Origin of the sequence: Gluconobacter sp. NFX36 (assembly GCF_049887835.1) — a bacterium.
GTDB lineage: Bacteria > Pseudomonadota > Alphaproteobacteria > Acetobacterales > Acetobacteraceae > Gluconobacter > Gluconobacter japonicus_A.
On record NZ_JAGEKJ010000010.1, the window covers coordinates 79,426 to 95,615 of the forward strand.

Consider the following 16,190-nt stretch of genomic DNA (forward strand, 5'->3'; position numbering starts at 1 on the left):
CGGGCTTTTTCGTAGCAGCACTTAAGGAAGGCTTAGTGAGCCCAGCCTTCAGGAACCTTGCCGCCGTTCTTGGCCAGCTCGGCATAGACCTGCTTGATGAGCCAGACGTTCATCGTTGCTGAGTCGTCCGTGCTGCCCGTGTAGTGCAGTTCGCCTGCAAGCTGCTTACGTGCTTCCAGGGAGCTGTCGAGACCGAGCAGCTTCAGAAGATCCACAATCGAGGTCTTGTAGTTCAGCGGTTGGCCAGCCTTGGATGCCAGATCGGAAAGAACGGCATCCACGTCCACTGGTGCGGCTGGGGTAGCAGGTGCCGCAGCACCCGGAGCGCCAGCGGAAGCCTGTGCATCAGCCGTGCCGGACGTTGGCGTGGCTGCTTCTGCATGTCCGAAAATCTTGGACATGATCGTGCTGAAAAGACCCATAGGAAATACTCCTGACGGTTTGAAAAATGGTGTCGGGGTAGACAACGCCTACCCCGTGTCACCTGTTCCGCTCAGTAACGATATTCTTCGTGCTTGAACGGACCGGCAACCGGAACGCCAATGTAGTCAGCCTGCTTCGTGGACATCTTGGAGAGTTCGGCGCCGACCTTTGCGAGGTGCAGGGCAGCGACCTTTTCGTCCAGAGCCTTTGGCAGGGTATAAACCTTCACCTCGTACTGGCCCGGCTTGGCGGTCCAGAGTTCGATCTGGGCCAGCGTCTGGTTGGTGAAGGAAGCGGACATCACGAAGGACGGGTGACCTGTGGCGTTGCCAAGGTTTACGAGACGGCCTTCGGAGAGCAGGATGATGCGGCGGCCTTCGGCCAGCTCGACTTCGTCAACCTGCGGCTTGATGTTGTTCCAGCGATAGTTGCGCAGGGCTTCGACCTGGATTTCACTATCGAAGTGACCGATGTTGCAGACGATCGCACGGTCCTTCATTTCGCGCATGTGGTCGATCGTGATGATGTCCACATTGCCCGTGCAGGTGACGAAAATGTCGCCGCGCGGTGCTGCGTTTTCCATGGTGACGACTTCATAGCCTTCCATGGCGGCCTGAAGGGCGCAGATCGGGTCGACTTCGGTCACGAGAACGCGGCAGCCTGCATTGCGCAGGGAGGCAGCGGAACCCTTGCCCACGTCGCCGTAACCGGCAACCACGGCAACCTTGCCGGCCATCATGACGTCTGTGCCACGGCGGATGGCGTCCACCAGGCTCTCGCGGCAGCCGTACAGGTTGTCGAACTTGGACTTCGTGACGCTGTCGTTCACGTTGATGGCTGGAACCTTCAGTGTGCCAGCCTTGGCCATCTGCCAAAGACGATGCACACCTGTCGTCGTCTCTTCGGACAGGCCGCGGACGTCCTTCAGGAGTTCCGGGAACTGGTCGTGCATCATGACTGTGAGGTCGCCGCCGTCATCGAGGATCATGTTCGGCGTCCAGCCGTCCGGACCCGTGATGGTCTGCTCGATGCACCAGTTGAATTCTTCTTCCGTCAGGCCTTTCCAGGCGAAGACGGGGATACCGGCCGCAGCGATGGCTGCTGCTGCGTGATCCTGCGTGGAGAAGATGTTGCAGGACGACCAGCGGACCGTTGCGCCGAGAGCCGTCAGCGTCTCGATCAGCACGGCGGTCTGGATGGTCATGTGGAGGCAGCCAGCGATACGGGCGCCCTTGAGCGGCTGGGTGTCCTTGTATTCTTCGCGGAGTGCCATCAGGCCGGGCATTTCGCCTTCAGCGATGGAGATTTCCTTGCGGCCCCAGTCTGCGAGGGAAATGTTGTGTACCTTGTAGTCCTGCGTGGTCATGATTGGCCCTTACTGCCCGTCTTGGATGGCAGCAGGTATAGAGGCTTGGTGGAGCCACGCAAAGTGTGGCTCCGTCGCATCTGGTCTGTGTCAGTTCGGCTGTGCGGTGTCGGTCTTGGTTTTGACCGTCCGCGGTGTCTGATGTGTGCGCTTCAGATGATGCCTGTATTCGGTCTTGCCCTGCTTTGTGGTGTCCGTCATGGCGTGAGGCGCCTGAGGGGCGGGCTGGTCCGGCTGTTCTGTGATGGTACGGGGGTTCGTCGGCAGGTGATTGGCAGGCTGGTCAATCGTGGAATTCTGCGCTTTCTGCGTCGCGGAACTGGACGTCTGGGGTTGATCGTTGCTCGGGCTGCTGACGGCCTGCGCGAAAGCTGCTGATGAAACGGCAGGGGAGGCCATGATAACGGCTGCGGCAAGCAGGGAGGCTTTCAGGCGAATGGACATGTCTTGAATTTTCCTCTGCAAAGGGAAGAGCTGGCTCCTCCGGGAATAATCTGATAACTCCCGGACAGCGTGACAGTTGCTCCGATGCAGCATATTGCGTCAGTTGCCCGGGCATGTCAGAGAACGGCAGATCACCTTCTGTCGTGTTGTTCGAAACCGGCGCTGGTCCAGAATACCCCCTGAAGAACAGGAGGCTGCCGTGTCAGAGAACCCCACTTACAACTTTCCTTTCACGGTGCTTGATCCGGCGTTCCAGGAAACTGGAAAACCTGCCTTCGCCAATGGTCTTGTCTGGGCTGTACATGCGATTCCGGGACAGGAATTGCGGTCTCTGGGGGCGGGCGAAGTTGAAGAGCTGTTGCTTCCGGGACGTGTGCCATCGTCCGAAGGGTGGTTCTGGCTTCATTTTGATACTGTTCACAGTTCTGCCCGGTCCTTTGTCGCGCATCTGCCAGGGCTGCCGGAAGACGTGCGCGCCATGCTGGCGGAAACGGAGTACGGTATTGCGCTTGAGGCCGTTGACGATCTGATCTGGGGAGCGCTTCCGGCATTTGATGATGCATTGGCGGAAGACGACCGGGAAATCTGTGCCTGGCGTTTTGCCATGCGGCCTGACCTGCTGATTACAACACGACGCAATCCCATTCCTGTTCTTGGGGCGGCCTACCGGTCCCTCAGGCCTGACCATATTCCGCCGACCCCTGCGGGGATTGTGGATCGGGCATTACGGGAATTTACGGGAACCGTGCGTCGGCAGCTTGGCCAGCTTGATGATGATCTGGATCGGGCGGAGGATGTTCTTCTGTTGATCGAGCATCGGTCTGATCTGGGGCATCTGGGTGGTATCGTCGGTAAGGTGCGCCGTCGGGCGACGGAACTCAGACGTGTTGTTACGCCGATTGACCGTGTTCTGAAGGATGAGGATCTGGACCTTCCTGAATGGGCGGAAGACGAGCTCCGTGACCGTGCGGAGCGTCAGGTTCATGCGGCTTTGGATGATCTGATTGCTTTGCAGGATCGGGCGCGTTCCCTGCAGGACGAATTGGGGTCCAATCAGGCGGAAGAAACCAACCGTCGCCTGTACATTGTTTCGGTAGGAACAACGTTGATGCTGCCGGCAACATTTGTGACTGGCTTCTTCGGTATGAACACGGGCGGCATGTTTCTGGCGCAAGGGGCGTGGGGAACAATCGAAGCCGGGTTTGTGTGTTTCGTGTTCATGGCTGTGACGTTTCTGTTCATGAAACTCGCACGATTGCTCTGAAAGTTTTAATGGGGCTGGATAAGGTCTTATGGTTGCCTGCTGAGGTTATTCATGACCAGATTTGCAGATAATATAGTCCGGAAATATTCCTCTGGATTGTAATCTGTTTCAGGACCTGAACACCCATGCGTGTATTCCAGATACTTCTTGCGCTGTCTCTTGTAACATTCGGGCTGGGGGCTTGTGGCTCTGGAATTTATACGCCTGAGACTACCAACGTAGCGCTCAAAGCTGATCCTTCAGGAGTGGTGGGAAAGTTCAGGATCACTGTAAGAGGGGTTGTCTGGCACAATGACAGTCTGTTCCTGATATCGGATCAGAATTATCGGAATCCCAATGCTGTTGTCGTTATGCTTGATGACGATACGGTGAGAGATATTCTGAGGGGCAGGACACAAACGGCTGAGCAGTATTTTATGGGCCATGAGATTCTGGCTACCGGATTGGCCAGAAAAATTCGAATTGTTGTGAGGGATCGTGAGGGCAATCTGACAGGGGCGTCCTACGAACAGGTGCGCATCGTCATTGGAGATGCGGCTGATCTGGACGTTTTGTCCCGGTAACAACCGTTCTTCTGGAATAGGGATACTTGGTACCGTTTTCCAAGCGGTGATGGGCTGGCTGACAACCCATCGTCGCTACAGGATATAAGATCAGGGATTTTTCTTGGCAGGTCCGCTGGATGTTGCGGGTGTTTGACCGAGGGCGGACGACGTTGTGTTGGGATCTGTCGTCTGACGTATGTCTGATTTTTGGGTGTCTGATTCCGGGGCGGGTGTTGTGGAAACCCCGTGAGGCTGTTCAGCAGCGTATTTTTCGAAAGCTTCTGGCGTGCCAACGAAGGCGCAGTCACACAGGTCCCGATCTGCATAGATGTAGCGCAGACCCTCGGGGGTTTTGCGTGTCAGGAAGACGTGTTGCGGCATGAGTTGCAGCTCTGCGCGGCGAGACGGAGAGTTGGCGGGGTGTCTGACGAACCCTGCGGAGATGAGCTGCTTTTCCTGTGGGCTGGTATTGTCGTTAACGCAACCGGCGAGACCGAGGGCGGCAGACAGCGCTGCGACAGGAAGGGAGAGGGAAGAAAGAGTTTTCAGCATATCAGTCTCCTAACAGCTTTGATGCCATGGGGTTTCATGGGCAGGGCCGATCTTACGGATATTGTCGAAGGGTAGGGGAAAAAGAAAATCTGTGCAGGAAATGGATCAAACACTGACGCAAACTTGAAAGGTTTTTAAAAGGAAAAACCGAACACAGATAAAAAATAAATCGGTTTAACCTTTTATTTGTGTATCGGCTAACTGGTCTCACTTGTTAAGACAGGAGATCAGGCCATGGCCGACCGGACTATCATTCGCACCACCGCAGGTGCCCCTTGGGTCAGTAATCAGGATAGTAAGACAGCAGGTCCACGTGGGCCGCTGCTTCTGGAAAATTATCAGTTGCTCGAGAAACTGGCGCATCAGAACCGGGAGCGTATTCCCGAGCGGACAGTGCATGCCAAAGGCTCAGGCGCGTTCGGCACGTTTACGGTCACGCATGACATTACCCGCTTCAGCAGGGCATCCATTTTTTCTGAGGTCGGCAAGGCTACGGATATGTTGGCGCGTTTTTCCACTGTTGCGGGTGAGCGCGGTGCGGCGGATGCCGAGCGGGATGTTCGGGGATTTGCCCTGAAATTCTATACCGATGAGGGGAACTGGGATCTTGTTGGGAACAACACGCCTGTCTTCTTTGTCCGTGATCCGATGAAGTTTCCTGACTTCATTCATACGCAGAAGCGCCACCCGCGTACGAACCGCCGGTCTGCGACAGCGATGTGGGATTTCTGGTCTTTGAGTCCGGAAAGCCTGCATCAGGTGGCGATCCTGTTTTCCGATCGTGGGCTGCCGCAGGGCTACAGGTTCATGAACGGGTATGGCAGCCACACGTTCTCCCTCTGGAATGCGCAGGGTGAGCGTTTCTGGGTGAAGTTCCACTTCAAAACCCAGCAGGGGCACCGTTTCTGGACGAATGATGAGGCCAATGCTGTCATCGGTCAGGATCGTGAGAGTGCGCAGGCTGATCTTTACGAGGCCATTGAAGGCGGCGATTTCCCGAAATGGACCGTGTTCATTCAGGTGATGGAAGAGGCTGAGGCGGAGCGCGTCAGTTTCAATCCATTCGATGTGACGAAGGTCTGGCCTCATGCGGATTATCCTTTGCAGGAGGTGGGCGTCATGGAGTTGAACCGGAATGCCTTGAATTATTTTGCTGAGATCGAGCAGGCGTCTTTTTCACCCTCCAATATCGTGCCGGGCATTGGCTTCTCGCCTGACAGGCTTTTGCAGGGGCGTCTGTTTGCTTATGCAGATGCGCATCGTTACCGGGTGGGGACGCATTATGAATTGCTGCCAGTGAATCGTCCGCAGATTGCCGTGAAAAATTATCACATGGATGGTCCCATGCGGTTTGATGCGCCTGAGCCGGGGGACGGCAGATATTATGAGCCGAATTCGTTTGGCGGACCGGTTGAAGACAGTGCTGCCATGGAGCCGCCTCTGCGGATCAATGGGGATGCGGACTACTACGAGCATCGCACTGACGGGGATGATTTTGCGCAGCCGCGGGCGTTGTTCCGTCTGTTTGATGCTGCTCAGCGGGAGCGTTTTTTCAATAATATTGCCGGGGCCATGACCGGTGTTCCGGCAGAGATCATGGAGCGGCAGTTTGCTTTGTTCCGGCAGGCAGATCCGGAATGGGAAGCCGGTGTACGGCAGGCTGTTACGCGGGTCATGACGGGGCCGTCCTCTTCTGCGCCGACGACGCAGGGCGACTGAGGGAAGCCGTCTTCCTGGTCAGCTGCGTTCAGAACATGCTGACCAGAAAGATTCCTCCGATCGCCAGGAAGAACAGGACTTTCATGACGTCGGGGACAGGTGGATCATTCGTCCTGTTTTTGCGGACTCATAGAGGGACTCCATGAGTTTCTGATCGCGCAGTCCCTCTTCGCCGGGGGTTCTGGGGGTGAGATCGTTCAGGATACAATCTGCGAAATGGTCGATCTCAAGAGCAAACTGGTTTTCTGCGGGAAGCCGCCATTCGCTGACAGTTTTATGGTTGCCTTCCCGTCTGCCGATCCGAAGGCGATGGCCGGTGTAGGAGAAAGCATTTTCAAGGGTGATCCAGCCTTTTTCGAGCTGGATTCGAAGATCCTTGCTTTCATGGGCTCCGTAGCTGGTCGCACAGTTTGCGATTACGCCGGAGGGAAAGCGGAGCATGAATGAGAATGTTTCATCCAGATCTTTGTAGCGCGGGTCATTTGGGGGGCAGACCATTTGAGCGAAAAGGCTTTCCGGCTCTTCTCCGAGGACGGCACGTGTGCCGTTCAGGCAGTACAGTCCAATATCTGGTAACGCTCCGCCGCCTGCCAGTTCCGGTTTGAGACGCCATTGGTCTGCGCTGCCCTGCATTTGAGTGTTGATGGCTTCCACGAGTTTCGGGCGGCCCAGTTCTCCGCTCTGGACCAGTTTGCGGACCGCCTGATTGAAGGGCTCGTAATGGCAGCGATAGGCGATCATGAGTTTGAGGTGTGCTTTCTGACAGACGTCGATCATGTGCTGGGCTTCTGCACTTGAATTGGCCATCGGCTTTTCGCACAGGACGTGTTTTCCGGCTGCAGCGAGAGCTTCGACCTGTTTTTCGTGAAGAGCGTTGGGGGTGACGACATATACGGCCTGAATATCGGGGCGATCTTCCAGCCGGTGGATGTCGTCATATGTAAAGAGGGAGTCGTCACTGATGTCGTAGCTGCGTGCGATGAGACGCGCTTTCTCAGGTCGTCCGGAGATGAGTGCTACAGGTTTTGCGAGGTGGCAGTTTGCGAAGGCGGGGAGGATTTCCCCGAGGGTCAGGCGGCCAAGACCCATGATGGCGAACCCTACCCGTTCTGATAGAGGAAGAGGTTGTGGAGGCTGATTTTCGGGAACATCAGCGTCTCCGCGCCAGTTTCCAAAGGTGATCTGGCCTTTCTCGATCCTTCCCGTATCTAGGATGGACGGAACGAGATGTGGAATACCGACGGGGATATCGTGAGACATTGCGGATTGCTTTCCCTTAGGGATGTCTGGGAATGCAACGCTGGGTCAAGGCGGTAGGTCCGATTTTTGCGGGAGGTCACATCAATTGTGACGTCTGTGTCATAGGATCTCAGCCAGGGCGTTGAACGCGGATGATAAGTGGTGTGTCTTTGCCTTCTTCCTGAAAGGTAATGTCAGCTGCTTGTCCTGCAGAAAGGCTGCCAAGATGTTCGATGGCTGATGCATTTTTGGCGAGAGAAATCCGTTTTCCGCTTATCTCACCGAGAAATCCGATATGTAACTGGATTGGTGAGAGATGTTCTCCGGTTTGCGGGTCTGTCAGGGTGGCAGCTTGTGGAACAAGGAGTGCGGAAAGGCCGCGCAGGAAGTTTTCGCTCATCGGAAGAAAGGTTTCCCATCCGGCAACATGGGGAGATGTGGCAACGACTTCTCCGCCGCCGGGAAAGCGGGCGCTTTTGAGGTAGGTGCCTTTGTCTTTTACCTGGAAGCACACAAGACCGTTGGGTGCGGCCTGCATTTCAAATCGGGGGAGCGGGCGAGGCATGGAGACCCGTTTTTCCAGAACGACATCGCAGGGCAGGATCAGTGGGACAGAGAGCTGTACTGACAGTCCGGGGTGGATGCCGGGTTGAAAGGGAGCCTGTGAGAAATCATCCCGAAGGGGGTCGTGGCTGAGAACCTGACGGTGCCAGTCCATGAACCACAGGCGTGTCAGGAAAGGGGTTGCGTTCATCGTGTCTCCAAATCAGCAACTGCGAGGGCCAGGCATTTTTTCATGACACCTGGCAGGGCGGCGCGCTCTGTGGACCGGAACGTGCCAAAAGAGGGATCGATCCCTGCATTGTGGCCTGCAGGGAGGGCTGCGGCGTAAATCATGAGCCGAAGCGTGAAATGGGTAAAGACATGCGTGACTTCTCCACAGGCTGTCCAGGGGCCCAGGATCGGAGCCGCTGCGAGGGCGTCTTTCTCGTCCCATGGGGTTGCGCGCCAGTCTGTACCGGGAAATTCGTCCATGCCGCCGAGCAATCCTTTTTCAGGACGTGTTCTGATCAGCATATGCCCGGATGCATCCTGAAGAACGAAGTGAGTGCCATAGCGGGTTGGTTTTGCCTGTTTGGGGGCTTTGCGGGGAAGGGTGGCCGCAATTCCATTAGCGTGACCCTGACAGGCCGGGCGCCAGGGACAGGTGAGGCAGGACGGGTTGCGAGGGGTACAGAGTGTGGCGCCAAGGTCGAACAACGCCTGAGCGAAGTCGGAGGGGCGTTGCTGTGCGTCTTGGAACTGGTTCAGCAATGCGGCCTGTCGTGCCAAGAGAGGCCGGGATGCAGGAAGCGGGTCGTCAATGGCGAAGAGCCGTGACGTGACACGCTCTACATTTCCATCAACCGGGACAACCGGTTGACCAAAGGCGATGGCTGCAATCGCGCGCGCTGTATATGCACCGATGCCTGGGAGCTTGAGCAACTCATCAACGGTGTCTGGGAACTGCCCGAGTTCAGCGACGCGTTTTGCGCAGGCGTGCAGATTTCTGGCGCGGGCATAATAGCCGAGCCCGGCCCAGAGACGAAGCACATCTTCCTGTGGGGCAGCGGCCAGATCCTGTACAGTGGGGTAATGCGTGAGAAAGCGTTCGTAATACGCTATGACAGCTTTTACCGTCGTCTGCTGAAGCATTATTTCGCTTAGCCAGACGCCATAGGGATCGGGGCGTTCGCCGGGGAGGCTACGCCAGGGCAGGGTGCGGCGGTGCGTATCGTACCAGCGCAGCAGGTCGGAAGCATCAGGAGTCACGGAGAGGGATATGACGAAGGATCGGGGCCCAAACAAGAACCTTCGTGATCGGACTGATACATTTACGCCCAAACAGAACTGGACGGCTAAACGGGGTGGAGCGCGGCAGATCGGGGCTTTGGTGCCGGGAATTACCCAGCCCGCGTTCAAAAAAAAATCGCCATTGCTGGTTCGATTGTCCATGGATTGGGAAGATTTTATCGGGCCGCGCCTGTCTAAAGTGACGGAGCCGCGCCGGTTTTCTGCGGGGACGTTGACGCTGGCCTGTTCTGGGCCTGTGGCGATGGAGCTTCAGCATCTTGCGCCTCAGATTATCGAACGGATCAACACAACCTGTGGCCTGCGGGGAGAGACGATGATCGTGCGCCTTAAAATCGTGCAGGATATGACGGCGTTTGAGCGGCCACGTCCGGCTCGGCCAAGGCCCATTCAGGTCGATGTTCCGGAAATTGAGGACGATGAGCTTCGAGATGCGTTGCAGCGTCTGGGGGGACATATCGGGGCCCGGGGTAAGCGCCGCCGGTGACTGGTATGTTTCACGTGAAACGACTTGTTTCATGCCCTGAAACGGCCCTTTTCAGAGAACAGGGTGTTACCGATATTTACTGAAGACAGAATACGGCTCTTTCCGAGGAGACAGGCCATGAACATCACGAAGAAAACCGTCGGAGCATTGTTGATGGCTGCCCTTGCTGGAAGCCTCCCGATAACGGCGTTCGCCCAGCAAGGAGGCGGTGACCCGGGAGGCGGTCATGGGGGCGGACCTGGCGGAGGCGGTGGCTTCCGTGGTGGCCCTGGCGGTGGTGGCTTCAGGGGAGGAATGGGCGGCGGTCCAGGTGGTGGTTTCCGTGGTGGACCCGGTGGAGGTGGCTTTCGCGGCGGACCTGGCGGAGGGCCGGGTGGATATGGCGGCGGGTTTCGCGGTGGATATGGTGGTGGACCGGGCTGGGGATTCCGGCCGGGCTATGGGAACTGGAGCGGAGGCTGGGGTGGCCCGCGCTTTATGGGGTGGGGACGTCCCGGATGGAGCGGCTGGAACGGCTGGGGTGGCCCCGGTTGGTATGGCTATGGTTGGGGGGTACCGGGCTGGGGTGGCGGCTGGGGTTGGGGCGGTTGGGGCCTTGGCGCCGCCGCGCTGGGCGTTGCTGCTGGAATGGCGATTGAGAACGCCGCCTCGGGATGTCCCGCCGGATATTATCTGACCCAGTATCAGGGGTGTATTCCCGCAGGGGGATATGCCGTGCCGCAGGGGTATTACGGTGCTCCGGCCTATGACGGGGGTGTCCCGCCCTATACCTGGGGGTATTGAGGCGGGTGCACGAGGTTAGTCCGTGACGAAATCGGCTGCCTTGTAGCCCTGAGCAAACAGATGGGCGCGCAGATTGGCAAAATTGATCTGCGTGCCGATGATTTTTTTCACGTTTGGCTTGGCGCGGAAGGCAAGGCCGAGGCCCGCGTTGGCCAGCATCGGAATGTCGTTTGCGCCATCGCCGGTTGTGAGCGCGGCCTTGAGCTGAACGCCGCGTTCGGCGGTCAGGGATTCGAGGTGGCTCAGTTTGGCATCTGGGCCTAGAACCGGGGCATCGAGACGACCGGTTATTTTTCCATCCACGATTTCAAGGCTATTGCCGTAGTTCTCGTCGAAGCCACAGAGTTCAGCGACCTTCTGGGTGAACCAGGTAAAGCCTCCTGAGACGAGTGCCGTGCGGGCATTGTGCTTGCGCATGGTGCAGACGAGTTCGCGCGCACCTTCTGTCAGGGTGACGGTTTTCCAGACCTCTTCAAGAACAGACGCAGGGTGACCGGCTAGCAGGGCGACGCGCTGTTCGATGGAGGTTTCGAAGTCGATCTCTCCATTCATGGAGGCGCGGGTAATGGCCGCGACCTGTTCCCCGATGCCGAGCAGGGCTGCCATTTCGTCCAGCGTTTCGCCGGTGACGATGGTGCTGTCCATGTCCGCGACCAGAACGGCTTTACGGCGGCCGCGGGTTTTCAGAAGCAGGGCGTCTGTTTGATAGGGCGCAAGAGTAGCGCGGATTGTCGCGGCACTCGCCGAGCCAGGGCCGGGCGTGGGGCATGGAATATCGACAGCTTCCCCGTCCGACAGGACGATGGGGGCCTTGCCTTTGACCAGCGACCGGGCGACGTCGATGGCTTCTGGTTTGAGGGAGCCGGCCTTGCGGTCAGCAATGAGGGTCAGAACGGAAGGAAGGGACATAAGCTCTCGTAACGGTCCAGCGCGTGTGGCAGGAACAGGGGGATGAACGCCCCGAAGACAGCACTCATTGTGGCTGGCCCGACGTGCTCCGGCAAGTCGGCTCTGGCTCTGGACCTTGCCCGGACTTTTCGGGGAACGGTAATCAATGCGGATTCCATGCAGGTTTATCGTGATCTGCACATTCTGACGGCCCGGCCTGACGCTGCTGATGAGGCCGCTGTTCCGCACAGGCTTTATGGTGTGCTGGATGCGGCGATGCCGGGCAGTGTGGCCTGGTGGCGGTCACGGGCGCTTGAGGAAATGGAGACCGCTTGGGCGTTGGGACGTCTGCCGATCCTGTGTGGCGGTACGGGGATGTATCTTCGGGCGTTGACGGATGGACTGGTAGAAGTGCCCGATCCCGGCGACGAAGCGCGCCAGGAAGCGCGGGCGCTGGCCGAAGAAATTGGTCCAGCGGCATTGCATGCCCGGCTTGCGGAGGTGGACCCCGAAACGGCGGAAGCGCTTCGCCCGAATGACACGCAGCGGATTTCGAGGGCCTGGGAAGTGTGGCGCGGGACCGGGCATGGTTTGGTATGGTGGCGTACCCAACCGGGGTTGCCGCCTGCGCCGTGCCGGTTTGTGTCTGTTCTTCTGGACCCACCGCGTGATGTGTTGCGGCAATCTCTGAATATGCGGTTTGAGCAGATGCTTGAAGCTGGCGCTCTGGAAGAAGTGCGTCGTCTTGTTGCGAGGGGGCTGGATTCTGTTCTGCCTGCCATGCGTGCGCATGGGGTTCCGGAACTTGCGGCGGTTCTGCAGGGTGACATGACGCTTGAAGCCGCACAGCAGGCGGCTGTTCTGGCGATTGGACGATATACGCGCCGTCAGGCTACCTGGTTTCGGCATCACGCTTTGGGTGTGGAGGCTGATTCAATGATTTCATTTCAAAGATATGCCCATTTTGCGCAAGAATCGAAAACTGAATACGAAAAAATAGAACATTTTATATCTGGACGAGTTGACGGCCCCCCTCAATCTGTCCTAAATCCCGCGCCTCATACCCCTTAGGAGGATACGGTGACGGCTGCTGCTGAAAGAGACGCAACAACAGGCAACGAAGCGCTGAATGGCGCGGAGGTGCTTCTGCGCGTTCTCGATGAACAGGGCGTAGAGGTGGTCTTTGGCTATCCGGGGGGCGCTGTCCTTCCAATCTACGATGCGCTCTTCAAGCAGGACCGTATTCGCCACATTCTTGTCCGCCATGAGCAGGCTGCCGTTCATGCGGCTGAGGCCTATGCGCGTTCGACGGGCAAGGTTGGCGTTGTTCTGGTGACATCTGGTCCGGGTGCAACCAATGCCGTGACCGGCCTTGTTGACGCGCTGATGGATTCGATTCCGCTAGTTTGTCTGACCGGTCAGGTGCCGACGAAGCTGATTGGCAATGATGCGTTCCAGGAAGCGGACACGACAGGCATTACTCGCCCGGCCACGAAGCACAACTATCTGGTACGGACGCCGGGCGCTCTGGCGCAGACGGTGCGTGAGGCTTTCGAAGTGGCGCGTTCTGGTCGTCCGGGGCCGGTGCTGGTGGATCTGCCCAAGGACATCACGGTGGGGCAGGCTCCGCTGACGGCGCCTGCCATGTCCCGGCTGAAGCGTTTCCGCCATCAGGGTGGGTCGGATGCCGAGGCGATTGCCCGCACGGTTGAAGCCATGAAGACGGCCAAGCGTCCGCTGTTCTACACGGGCGGTGGCATCATCAATTCCGGGCCGGAAGCGTCTGAGCTGCTGCGTCGTCTGGCGCGCAAGACGGGTTTTCCGGTCACGTCCACGCTGATGGGGCTGGGCGCGTTTCCGTCTCCTGATCCGCAGTTCCTGGGCATGCTGGGCATGCACGGGTCTGTTGAGGCGAACATGGCCACGCATGGCTGTGATCTGCTGATTGCTCTGGGTGCGCGTTTTGATGATCGCGTGACGGGGCGTGTGGATGCGTTTTCGCCGAACTCGTTCAAGGTTCATGCGGATATTGATCCGAGCCAGATCGGCAAGATCATTCGTGTGGATGTGCGTCTCGAAGGGGATGTTCGCGATACGCTTCAGGCGTTGCTGGATGCGTGGGACGACACGCCAGCACCTGATCTGAGCACATGGTGGAACCAGATTGCGTCCTGGCGCAGCGTGGATGGCTTCGGCTTCACGCAGGATATGACGCCGTCTGCGGTGATCCGTCCGCAGCATGCCATTCGTCGTCTGTATGAAATGGCGATGGAGACGGGGCGTGATACGTTTGTGTCCACCGAGGTTGGCCAGCATCAGATGTGGGCAGCCCAGCACTTCCAGTTTGCCAAGCCGAACCGCTGGCTGACTTCCGGTGGTCTGGGAACGATGGGCTACGGTCTGCCGGCTGCTGTGGGTGCGCAGGTAGCGCATCCGGATGCGCTGGTGATTGATATCGCGGGTGAAGCCTCGACCCTGATGAACATTCAGGAACTGGGGACGATTGCGCAGTATCGTCTGCCAGTGAAGATCTTCATTCTGAACAACCAGTATATGGGGATGGTGCGCCAGTGGCAGGAGCTGCTGCATGGGTCACGCTATTCCCAGTCTTACAGCGAGGCGCTGCCAGACTTTGTGAAGCTGGCGGAAGCGTTTCAGGCAACTGGAATGCGTGCGACCTGCGTGGGCGAACTGGATGATGTCATTCGCCGGATGCTGGAGCATGATGGTCCTGTCATTGCGGATATCTGCGTGGCTGAAAACGAAAACTGCTATCCGATGATTCCGTCGGGTGCGGCCCATAACCAGATGCTGCTTGGCCCGGATCAGGATTCCGCGGCGGCAGGTCTGACCGAAGAAGGGATGATGTTGGTCTGATGACGGAGACAATCCAGAATTCGGTCATCTCGGTTCTGATTGAGAACGAGAGTGGCGCGCTGGCCCGTGTGGTGGGTCTGTTTTCCGGCCGTGGCTACAATATCGAAAGCCTGACGGTTGCGCTGGTGGATGCCGAGCGCAGTCTGTCACGCATTACGGTTCTGACGTCCGGGACGCCGCAGGTCATTGAGCAGATCAAGGCGCAGCTGAAGCGTCTGATTCCTGTTCATGCTGTCTGTGATCTGATGGAAGAAGGCCCGTATGTGGGCCGCGAGCTTGCTCTGGTAAAGGTTGTGTCTCGCGGCGAAAGTCGTACGGAAGGTCTGCGGATTGCGGACTCCTTCCGGGCACGCCCGGTTGATACGACGGCTACCAGTTTTGTGTTCGAACTGACGGGGTCTCCCGCCAAGATCGACGCTTTTATCGAGTTGATGCGCCCCCTTGGCCTGGCTGAGGTTTCGCGCACGGGGATTGCGGCCATTGGCCGTGGCCCTTCTGTCTTTCACGTTAACGAGGAACATGTCTGATGCGGGTGTATTACGATCGCGATGCCGATCTGAATCTGATCAAGAGCAAGAAAGTCGCGATCATTGGCTACGGCAGCCAGGGTCACGCTCACGCCAACAACCTGCGTGACAGCGGCCTGACCGACATCGTCATCGGCCTGCGTCCGACGTCCTCTGCCGTCAAGAAGGCAGAAGAGGCTGGTTTCAAGGTCATGTCCCCGGAAGACGCTGCTGCGTGGGCCGATGTGGTCATGGTTCTGACACCGGATGAAGGCCAGGGCGCTCTGTACAAGGATAGCCTTGAGAAGAACCTGAAGCAGGGTGCCGCTCTTGCGTTCGCGCATGGCCTGTCCATCCACTTCCGCATCATTGAAGCCCGTCCGGATCTGGACGTGTTCCTGATCGCGCCGAAGGGGCCGGGCCACACGGTTCGTTCCGAATACCAGCGTGGCGGTGGCGTGCCGTCCCTCGTTGCTGTGGCCCAGAACGCTTCCGGCAAGGCTCTGGACATCGCTCTGTCCTACGCTTCCGCAAACGGTGGCGGCCGTGCAGGCATCATCGAGACGACCTTCAAGGAAGAAGTCGAAACCGATCTGTTTGGTGAGCAGGCTGTTCTGTGTGGTGGCGTTGTTGACCTGATCCGTGCTGGTTTCGAGACGCTGGTTGAAGGTGGCTATGCCCCGGAAATGGCTTACTTCGAGTGCCTGCACGAAATGAAGCTGATCGTGGATCTGATCTACGAGGGCGGTATTTCCAACATGAACTACTCCATCTCCAACACTGCGGAGTATGGTGAGTATGTGACGGGTCCGCGCATTATCACGCCGGAAACGAAGGCTGAAATGAAGCGCGTTCTGACGGACATTCAGGATGGTACGTTCGTTCGTAACTTCATCCTTGAGAACCAGTCCGGCGGCGTTGGCTTCAAGGCTATCCGCGCTCGCAATGACGCTCACCAGATCGAGAAGACCGGTGAGAAGCTGCGTGCGATGATGCCGTGGATTGCCAAGGGCAAGCTGGTCGACAAGGCCAAGAACTGATCTCTAAGGGTTGGGGTCCCTCAGTGGTTTTCTGTTGAGGGGCAGGAAAAGCACGCGTTTCGGGGCTGGAATGTTTTCCGGCTTTGGGACGCGTGTTTTTATGTCCAGGAAAAAACGAATCGTTTTTCTGGGTGGAGAGGTTGTTCTTTGGAGTGTTGGGTGTCAGGTCGCCGATGTGTCGGCTCATCCCAGCGTGAGGCTTGTTT

At 57.8% G+C, this 16,190-nt stretch carries 17 protein-coding genes; 9 read left to right on the forward strand and 8 right to left on the reverse strand.

Going from position 1 to position 16,190, the window contains the following annotated elements; genetic code table 11:
- Positions 1-32: 32 nt before the first annotated feature.
- From J4P41_RS11395 to J4P41_RS11405, 3 genes are all read right to left on the reverse strand, one after another.
- Entirely contained in the window at positions 33-422 is a 390-nt protein-coding gene (locus J4P41_RS11395; protein WP_426067221.1) for a DUF3597 domain-containing protein, read from the reverse strand.
- A 71-nt stretch (positions 423-493) separates the two neighbouring features.
- Positions 494-1,789, reverse strand: a complete 1,296-nt coding sequence (gene ahcY / locus J4P41_RS11400) for an adenosylhomocysteinase (RefSeq protein WP_426067222.1) — start codon at positions 1,787-1,789, stop codon at positions 494-496.
- 90 nt (positions 1,790-1,879) lie between these two features.
- Positions 1,880-2,233, reverse strand: a complete 354-nt coding sequence (locus J4P41_RS11405; protein WP_062023457.1) for a hypothetical protein — start codon at positions 2,231-2,233, stop codon at positions 1,880-1,882.
- A 199-nt stretch (positions 2,234-2,432) separates the two neighbouring features.
- Between J4P41_RS11405 and J4P41_RS11410 the strand changes: the two genes are divergently transcribed.
- Both J4P41_RS11410 and J4P41_RS11415 read left to right on the forward strand, forming a co-directional pair.
- Positions 2,433-3,497 (forward strand): transporter, encoded by a 1,065-nt coding sequence (locus J4P41_RS11410; RefSeq protein WP_010504434.1) that lies wholly within the window; start codon positions 2,433-2,435, stop codon positions 3,495-3,497.
- Positions 3,498-3,622: 125 nt separating this feature from the next.
- Entirely contained in the window at positions 3,623-4,060 is a 438-nt protein-coding gene (locus tag J4P41_RS11415; RefSeq protein WP_426067223.1) for a hypothetical protein, read from the forward strand.
- A gap of 90 nt (positions 4,061-4,150) precedes the next feature.
- Here J4P41_RS11415 and J4P41_RS11420 read toward each other — a convergent pair whose 3' ends face one another.
- Positions 4,151-4,594, reverse strand: coding sequence for a hypothetical protein (locus tag J4P41_RS11420; protein ID WP_211567896.1), 444 nt, complete (start codon positions 4,592-4,594; stop codon positions 4,151-4,153).
- A 234-nt stretch (positions 4,595-4,828) separates the two neighbouring features.
- On the opposite strand from J4P41_RS11420, the gene J4P41_RS11425 reads away from it, so the two are divergent.
- Positions 4,829-6,313, forward strand: coding sequence for a catalase (locus J4P41_RS11425; protein ID WP_426067225.1), 1,485 nt, complete (start codon positions 4,829-4,831; stop codon positions 6,311-6,313).
- Positions 6,314-6,394: 81 nt separating this feature from the next.
- On the opposite strand, the gene J4P41_RS11430 is transcribed toward J4P41_RS11425, so the two are convergent.
- The 3 genes from J4P41_RS11430 to mutY all read right to left on the reverse strand — a co-directional run bounded on the left by J4P41_RS11430 (position 6,395) and on the right by mutY (position 9,364).
- Positions 6,395-7,573, reverse strand: coding sequence for a Gfo/Idh/MocA family protein (locus tag J4P41_RS11430; RefSeq protein WP_211567894.1), 1,179 nt, complete (start codon positions 7,571-7,573; stop codon positions 6,395-6,397).
- A gap of 109 nt (positions 7,574-7,682) precedes the next feature.
- The gene (locus J4P41_RS11435) at positions 7,683-8,306 is read right to left on the reverse strand and encodes a hypothetical protein (RefSeq protein WP_211567893.1); all 624 of its coding nucleotides are present in this window, start codon (positions 8,304-8,306) and stop codon (positions 7,683-7,685) included.
- Positions 8,303-9,364 carry an A/G-specific adenine glycosylase gene (gene mutY / locus J4P41_RS11440; protein WP_211567892.1) on the reverse strand — a complete coding sequence of 354 codons (1,062 nt, stop codon included), beginning with the start codon at positions 9,362-9,364 and terminating at the stop codon, positions 8,303-8,305. The genes J4P41_RS11435 and mutY overlap by 4 nt, the downstream gene beginning before the upstream one ends.
- Positions 9,365-9,374: 10 nt before the next feature.
- Between mutY and J4P41_RS11445 the strand changes: the two genes are divergently transcribed.
- Both J4P41_RS11445 and J4P41_RS11450 read left to right on the forward strand, forming a co-directional pair.
- On the forward strand, positions 9,375-9,890 hold the full coding sequence (locus J4P41_RS11445; RefSeq protein ID WP_426067226.1) for a DUF721 domain-containing protein: 516 nt from the start codon (positions 9,375-9,377) through the stop codon (positions 9,888-9,890).
- Positions 9,891-10,007: 117 nt separating this feature from the next.
- Positions 10,008-10,673 (forward strand): hypothetical protein, encoded by a 666-nt coding sequence (locus J4P41_RS11450; RefSeq protein WP_426067227.1) that lies wholly within the window; start codon positions 10,008-10,010, stop codon positions 10,671-10,673.
- A 15-nt stretch (positions 10,674-10,688) separates the two neighbouring features.
- Here the strand turns inward: J4P41_RS11450 and serB are convergent, their stop codons facing one another.
- Positions 10,689-11,582, reverse strand: a complete 894-nt coding sequence (gene serB, locus J4P41_RS11455; RefSeq protein WP_426067228.1) for a phosphoserine phosphatase SerB — start codon at positions 11,580-11,582, stop codon at positions 10,689-10,691.
- 42 nt (positions 11,583-11,624) lie between these two features.
- Between serB and miaA the strand changes: the two genes are divergently transcribed.
- The 4 genes from miaA to ilvC are packed head-to-tail and all read left to right on the forward strand — an operon-like array spanning position 11,625 to position 15,984.
- The gene (miaA, locus tag J4P41_RS11460; protein ID WP_426067229.1) at positions 11,625-12,632 is read left to right on the forward strand and encodes a tRNA (adenosine(37)-N6)-dimethylallyltransferase MiaA; all 1,008 of its coding nucleotides are present in this window, start codon (positions 11,625-11,627) and stop codon (positions 12,630-12,632) included.
- Positions 12,633-12,641: 9 nt separating this feature from the next.
- Positions 12,642-14,438, forward strand: coding sequence for a biosynthetic-type acetolactate synthase large subunit (gene ilvB, locus J4P41_RS11465; protein WP_426067230.1), 1,797 nt, complete (start codon positions 12,642-12,644; stop codon positions 14,436-14,438).
- Positions 14,438-14,965: an acetolactate synthase small subunit gene (gene ilvN / locus J4P41_RS11470; protein WP_010504458.1), complete on the forward strand. Its 528-nt coding sequence runs from the start codon at positions 14,438-14,440 to the stop codon at positions 14,963-14,965. Before ilvB ends, ilvN begins: the two co-directional genes overlap by 1 nt.
- The gene (gene ilvC / locus J4P41_RS11475; RefSeq protein ID WP_010504460.1) at positions 14,965-15,984 is read left to right on the forward strand and encodes a ketol-acid reductoisomerase; all 1,020 of its coding nucleotides are present in this window, start codon (positions 14,965-14,967) and stop codon (positions 15,982-15,984) included. Before ilvN ends, ilvC begins: the two co-directional genes overlap by 1 nt.
- Positions 15,985-16,190 lie beyond the last annotated feature (206 nt).